This is a genomic window from Kitasatospora sp. NPDC059803, assembly GCF_042732255.1.
GTDB lineage: Bacteria > Actinomycetota > Actinomycetes > Streptomycetales > Streptomycetaceae > Kitasatospora.
Map to the genome: position 1 here is coordinate 38,636 of NZ_JBHWIJ010000036.1, position 6,262 is coordinate 44,897.

The following is a 6,262-nucleotide window of genomic DNA, read 5'->3' on the forward strand; positions in this document are numbered from 1 at the left end:
TGTCGGCCGACCCCCCACCCCCCCCAACCGCCAGCGAGACCCCACCCCCCCCCCCCCCCCCCCGGGGGGGGGCCCCCCCCCCCCCCCCCCCGCCGCCCCCCCCCCCCCCCGCGCCCCGTCCGGGGGCGGGCCCGAGCGGGTGAACCGTCCCCGCCCGCGCCCCGGCCGCGTCCCGCCCGGCGGCCGCCGATGGTAGGCATGGGCCGCATGGACTGGTTCGCCGCCCCCGACTACTGGTTGAGCCGACTGCTCGTCCAACGCCTGCTCGCCGGCCTCTACCTGATCGGATTCCTCGCCGCCGCCGCACAGTTCCGCGCCCTCATCGGCAGCGACGGCATGCTGCCGGTGCCCCGCTTCACCGCCCGGGTCCCGTTCCGCCACTCGCCCGGACTGTTCCACCTCCACTACAGCGACCGCTTCTTCGCCGCCGTCGCCTGGAGCGGCGCCGCGCTCGCCGCCGCCGTGACCGCCGGACTCGGTGACGCCGTCCCGCTCTGGGCGTCCGTCCTGCTGTGGGCGGTGCTCTGGGGGCTCTACCTCTCGATCGTCAACGTCGGACAGACCTGGTACTCCTTCGGCTGGGAGTCGCTGCTGCTCGAAGCGGGCTTCCTCGCCGCCTTCCTCGGCAACGCCGACACCGCCCCGCCCACCCTGGTGCTCTGGCTGATGCGTTGGCTGGTCTTCCGGGTCGAGTTCGGCGCCGGACTGATCAAACTGCGCGGCGACCGCTGCTGGCGCGACCTCACCTGCCTGCGCTACCACCACGAGACCCAGCCCATGCCCGGACCGCTCAGCTGGTTCTTCCACCACCTGCCCGACCCGCTGCACCGCGTCGAGGTCGCCGCCAACCACTTCGTCCAACTCGTCGTCCCCGTCGGCCTCCTCCTCCCACAGCCGGTCGCGAGCTACGCCGCCTGCGCCGTCGTCGCCACCCAGCTGTGGCTGATCGCCTCGGGCAACTTCGCCTGGCTCAACTGGCTCACCATCACGCTCGCCCTCGCCGCCGTCGACCCGGCCCGCGTCGGACTGCCCGTCCACGCCCGCGTCCACCCCGCCACGCCCGTCTGGTTCGAGGCGCTGGTGATCGCCCTGACCGCGGCCGTCGCCGTCCTGAGCTACTGGCCGGTCCGCAACCTCGTCTCCCGCCGCCAGGCCATGAACCGCTCCTTCAACCGGCTGCACCTCGTCAACACCTACGGCGCCTTCGGCAGCATCAGTCGCATCCGCCAGGAGGTCGTCGTCGAAGGCACCGACGAACCGACCCTCACCCCGCACACCGTCTGGCACGAGTACGGCTTCAAGGGCAAACCCGGCGACGTGCGCCGGCTCCCGCGTCAGTACGCCCCCTACCACCTGCGGCTCGACTGGCTGATGTGGTTCGCCGGCATCTCACCCGCCTACGCCCGCCCCTGGTTCCTGCCCTTCATCGCCCGCCTGCTCGCCGGCGATCCCGCCACCCTTCGCCTGCTGCGCCACAACCCCTTTCCCGGCACCCCGCCGACCCACGTCCGGGCGACCCTCTACCTCTACCGGTTCACCAGTTGGCGCGAACTGCGGGAAACCGGCGCATGGTGGCACCGCACCGCGCTCCACGAGTACCTCGCGCCGGTCGACCTCACCACCCTCGGCCGCGCCGGATACCGCCCACCCCTCGGCCGACGGCTCCGCACCGTCCCGCTGGACCGGCCGCAGCGGCCCGGGGCCCGCCCGGAGAGCCCGCCCGCCCGGCCCGACGGCCGTGCGCCCCAGTACCCGTCCGGCCCAACGCCCCACCACCCGTGCGGCCCTCCCGGGTAGCGGCCAGGCGGGGGGTATGGCACACGACACCCGCCCGTCGGGCGGTGGGTGCGTGCAAGGCTCGAACGGGCACCCGTATTCTGGGCGTCCACAACCGGCGGCCCGCCCGCGCGCCCCCCAGCCCCGCCCCCGGGGCACCCCGCGCAACCGGTCCGCCGCCCCCTCGCCGCCAGCCCCGCCGTCGTCGCCCAGAACCGGACCTCACATGACAGTGCTTCACTCGCGCAACGCCGACGCAGCCGACCCGGCGGACGTCGCCGACGCCGCAGACGTCAAGGACCCCCAGGACGCCAAGGCCACCACGGCGGAGACCGACCTCCGCGAGGACCTCGGCCGCTACGCCGAACTCGGGGCCTTCACCCTCACCGCCGACACCCACGCCTGGTACGCGGCCGTCGACACCGTCGCCACCCCCGAGGACGCCCGGGCCGCCTCCACCGCCCTCGCCGAACTGCGCGGCCGCGACCTCCGCCAGACCTGGGACGCCGTCACCGTCCTCGCCGCCGACGCCAAGCTCGACGAACCCGACACCGTCGCCAAGGCCGCACTCCTCGTCGAGATGCTCCAGCGCGTCCACCGCACCTCCGCCACCCTCACCACCGCCGCCTACGACGCCGACCTCGGCGCCCTCGCCGCCGCCACCGCCGACGGCACCTGGCGCCGCGAGAACGGCGTCAAGCTCTCCTGGCTGCGCGCCCGCTCCCTGCGCAAGCAGGCCACGGCCCTCGCCACCGACCGCCGCATCCGCCGCGAGGACCTGCACGAGGCACTCGCCTCCGCCGAGGTCGAACGCCGCGCCTGGGCCGCCCTCGCCCCCGCCGGCACCCTGCCGGTCGTCCCCGCCGACGGCGCCCTGGTCGAGCGCACCGCCCAGGCCTTCGAGGCGATCAACACCGGACTGCGCGGCCTCGCCCGGATGCTCCCCGACCACGACCTCGACGGGCTGGCCTTCGCCGAGCTCGTCGACCTCGTCGAGCGGCTCGCCGCCGACGAGGGCACGCTCTACCGCCTGCCCACCATCCGCGGGCTGCGCACCACCCTTGAGGAGGCGGGCCTCGGCGACCTGCTCACCGAACTCGCCGCCGCCCGGGCCGACCGCCGCGCCGCCGAAGCCGCGTTCGCCGCCCGCCAGGCCCTGGCCGGCGGCCAGCGCGACGGGCTCGCGGGGGAGGGCAGCGCCGTCGAGGCCTCGGCTCCGGCTCCGGCTCCGGCTTCGGTCGAGGAGACGGTGACCGACGCGGACGCGGACACGGAAGCAGACTCGGGCGACGCTGAGGCTGCGGCCGTGGTCAAGACGGCCGAGGCAGCCGAGGAAGAGGCGACGGAGGAAGCCCCGTCCGCTGTCGTGGTCTCCCTCCCGGCGCCGTCCCCGGCCGCCGATGACCTGGTGGCCGCCGCGACCGCCGCTCTGGCGGAGGCCGCGGAAACCACGGAGCCCGAGGCCGTCGTCGAGGTTTACGCTGTCGAGGTCGAGGTCGAGGTCGAAGCCGCTGTCGAAGCCAAGGCCGAGGTCGAGCTTGCGGAGGAGGCGCCGGTCCTGGAGGCCGCGCCCGTCGTCGAGCCGGAGACGACCGAGGAGGCTGCGGAGCCCGAGACGGTCGCCGAGGTCGCCGCGGTCGAGGCTCCCGTGGCAGAGGCGGACGAGCCGGCGGCTGAGGTCGAGCCGATCGCTGAGCCCACAGTTGTCGTGGAGCCGGTGGCTGAGGTTGAGGCCGTCGAGGAGGCGCCTGCCGCCGTCGTCGTGGAGCCGGTCGAAGCGACCGAGGCCATTGAGGACGTGCAGCCGGTGGTCGAGGCCGAGCCGGTTGTTGAGCCCGCCGCTGTTGCGGAGCCGGTGGCTGAGGTCGAGGCCGTCGAGGAGGCGCCCGCCGTTGTTGCGGAGCCGGTGGCCGTGGCCGAGGTTGTCGAGGTCGTCGAGGTCGTCGAGGTCGAGGTCGTCGAGTCCGCGCCCGTCGCCGCCGGGCGGCCCGAGAAGCCGGACTTCACGCCCGGCCGGCCCGTGACCGCCTACTCGGCCGACGAGCTGCTCGCCGTCGTCCGGTGGGTGGACGGTGACGGTGTGGAGCGTACGGAGGAGGAACTGCTGCGGGCGGCGATGAAGGAGCTGGGCTTCGCCCGCCTCGGGCCGCGGATCAAGGAGGCGCTGGGCGCCGCCGTCACCGCCGCGCGGGGCTGACGTACGAGCGGGGAACATCGGCGAAGGGCCCGGGACGCGGGATCGCGTTCCGGGCCCTTCCGCTGTCCCGCGCGGGTTCGGGGGTTTGTCAGCCCGTCTTGGTCCACGGCTGGCCGGTCATCAGCGCCTTGACGTTGGCCACGTACCCCGGGTTGGGGATGACCAGGCTGCCGACGACCTGGCCGGTGGCCGGGTCGGTGACGGTGTTGTAGTGCACGTTGCCCGCCCCGGCGTTGTACGCGGAGATGACGAGGTCGAGCAGCGGCGTCTTGCCGGTGGCCGGGTCGGGGGAGAGGTCGTACTTGCCGTCGAAGGAGGAGTCGCCGTAGTAGGCGACCAGCCAGTCGAGCAGCTGGGTGCCGAGCTGGACGTTCCCGGGGAGGGTCTTTGCGTCGGAGTTGGTGCCGAACTTGCTGTTCATCCAGCTGATCGTGTTCGGCATGATCTGCATGGTGCCGATCCCGCCGTCGCAGGCGAGGATGCCGGACTGCCAGCCGCTCTCCTGCCAGGCGATCGCCTTGACCAGGTTGACGGGCAGCGGCGGGAGCTTGTCGGTGCCGCCGCTGCTGAGGTTGAGCGTGCGGGCCTGGCCGGCGGCGGTGGCGAGGGCCGCGCCGACGGCCTCCTTGGGCTCGTCGGGCTGGGGCTTGCTGGGCTGGCAGCTGCTCTGCAGCGGCGGGACGTGCGGGGTCGGCGGCGCGGGCGGCGGCGGGGGAGCGACCGGTCCGGGCTTGGCGACCGGCACGGGGGCCACGACGGCGGGCTTGGCGACCGGGGGCGGCGTGGCGGGCGCGGCGGGCGGGCTGCTCGGGGCGCCGGGCTTGGTGCTGGTGGCGGTCGGGGCCGGGGTGGTCGGGGCGGTCTTGCTGGACTTGCTCGCGGACGGGTTCGGGCTGTGGGAGGCGCTGGCCGTCGGGGAGGCGGTCGGCGTAGGGGTGGCGGTCGCGGACGGGCTCGCGCTCGGTGTCTCGGTCGGCGTCCCGGTGGCGGCGACCGCGGTGGTGTCCGGCGCGCTGTTCTGGTGGTTGTCGGCGTGTTTGGTGCCGCAGCCGGCCAGGACGGCCGTCGAGACCGCTGCGGCCGACACCATGACCAGTGCTCTCCGGGATGCGCTCACTGCCACTGTGGTTCCCCCCACTCGTCACCGGCGGTCCCGGTGAGTGGCGGTCATCCTACGATGTGATGTTCATGCCCCCTGTGAACGGGTGGTCCAACGCGTGCGCGAGGACCGTCGGCGCCGTCACCAGGGACGGTCCGTACCAGGTCAGGTGGCGTCCGCTGACCAGCGCCGCCGGGACGCCGGGGAACGCCTCGGGGCCGTCCTGTGCCGTGAAGCGGTACGGCTCGTCCGGGAGGACCACCAACTCGGGTCGGCAGGCGAGCAGTTCGGGCAGCGGAACGGCCGGGTAGCGCTCGGCGTGTCCGGCGTGGACGAGCCGGAGGCCGAGGCGGCGCAGCAGGTCCCCGGCGAAGGTGTCGCGGCCCAGGACCATCCACGGGCGGCGCCAGACCGGAACGATCGCCCGCGGGCCGTCCGGCGGGCGCCGGACCGGGGCCCACGCTGCCTCGGCCTGGTCCAGCCAGTCCGGGCGCGGGAGCGCGCAGGCGGCGGTGAGCAGCCGGTCGAGCGAGCGGAACGCGTCGTCCAGGGTGCGGATGTCGGTGACCCAGACCGGCAGGCCGGCCGCCCGCAGCGCGTCCAGGTCGGGGCGCCGGTTCTCCTCGTCGTTGGCGAGGACGAGGTCCGGGGCGAGGGCGAGGATGCCGGGCACGTCCGGGTTCTTGGTGCCGCCGATCCTGGTGACCGCCAGGTCGGCCGGATGGCTGCACCAGTCGGTGGCGCCGACCAGCAGCCCGGGGGCGGTGGCGGCGACCGCCTCGGTCAGCGACGGCACCAGCGACACCACCCGGCGCGGCGGGCGCGGGCCGAACCGGACGGGCAGGTCGAGATCGTCCCGCAGGACGGTGGGATCGGCCATCCGGCCACCCTACGCCGGGGGTCCGCAGACGGGTATCGGACGGGCGGCACGGGCATCGGACGGGCGATGGTCGGGCGGCGAACGGGCGGCGGATGGCGGGCGGGCGGACGGCGGGTGAACGGGCACCGGGCGGTGCGGAAATCCCCGGGAACCCCCCGGACGGTCCGGCCGACTACCTGGTCCGGGTTCGCACGACGGGCCCCTAGGGCGTGTCTGACAATTCCCGCCGGGCGCGCGACGCCGGGCATCCCGCCTGGACGCACCGGCGAAACGTCCAAGTACGACCCAGTACGAGGACGCTTCGCCGGCG

Annotated in this window: 4 protein-coding genes; 2 read left to right on the plus strand and 2 right to left on the minus strand. The window is 74.8% G+C overall.

Annotation, left to right across the window (positions count from 1 at the left end; all coding sequences use genetic code 11):
- Nucleotides 1–207 precede the first annotated feature (207 nt).
- Nucleotides 208–1,797: a lipase maturation factor family protein gene (locus ACFV6I_RS08925; RefSeq protein WP_380424026.1), complete on the plus strand. Its 1,590-nt coding sequence runs from the start codon at nucleotides 208–210 to the stop codon at nucleotides 1,795–1,797.
- A gap of 205 nt (nucleotides 1,798–2,002) precedes the next feature.
- On the plus strand, nucleotides 2,003–3,973 hold the full coding sequence (locus ACFV6I_RS08930; protein ID WP_380424024.1) for a hypothetical protein: 1,971 nt from the start codon (nucleotides 2,003–2,005) through the stop codon (nucleotides 3,971–3,973).
- Nucleotides 3,974–4,061: 88 nt separating this feature from the next.
- On the opposite strand, the gene ACFV6I_RS08935 is transcribed toward ACFV6I_RS08930, so the two are convergent.
- Both ACFV6I_RS08935 and ACFV6I_RS08940 read right to left on the minus strand, forming a co-directional pair.
- Nucleotides 4,062–5,063 (minus strand): transglycosylase SLT domain-containing protein, encoded by a 1,002-nt coding sequence (locus ACFV6I_RS08935; RefSeq protein WP_380424025.1) that lies wholly within the window; start codon nucleotides 5,061–5,063, stop codon nucleotides 4,062–4,064.
- An 82-nt stretch (nucleotides 5,064–5,145) separates the two neighbouring features.
- Complete coding sequence (locus tag ACFV6I_RS08940) at nucleotides 5,146–5,952, minus strand: helical backbone metal receptor (protein ID WP_244293492.1); 807 nt, start codon at nucleotides 5,950–5,952, stop codon at nucleotides 5,146–5,148.
- Nucleotides 5,953–6,262: the final 310 nt, after the last annotated feature.

Coding starts and splice junctions, on each gene's coding strand:
- ACFV6I_RS08925 (WP_380424026.1), top strand. CDS start 208: ATGGACTGGTTCGCCGCCCCCGACTACTGGTTGAGCCGACTGCTCGTC.
- ACFV6I_RS08930 (WP_380424024.1), top strand. CDS start 2,003: ATGACAGTGCTTCACTCGCGCAACGCCGACGCAGCCGACCCGGCGGAC.
- ACFV6I_RS08935 (WP_380424025.1), bottom strand. CDS start 5,063: ATGGTGTCGGCCGCAGCGGTCTCGACGGCCGTCCTGGCCGGCTGCGGC.
- ACFV6I_RS08940 (WP_244293492.1), bottom strand. CDS start 5,952: ATGGCCGATCCCACCGTCCTGCGGGACGATCTCGACCTGCCCGTCCGG.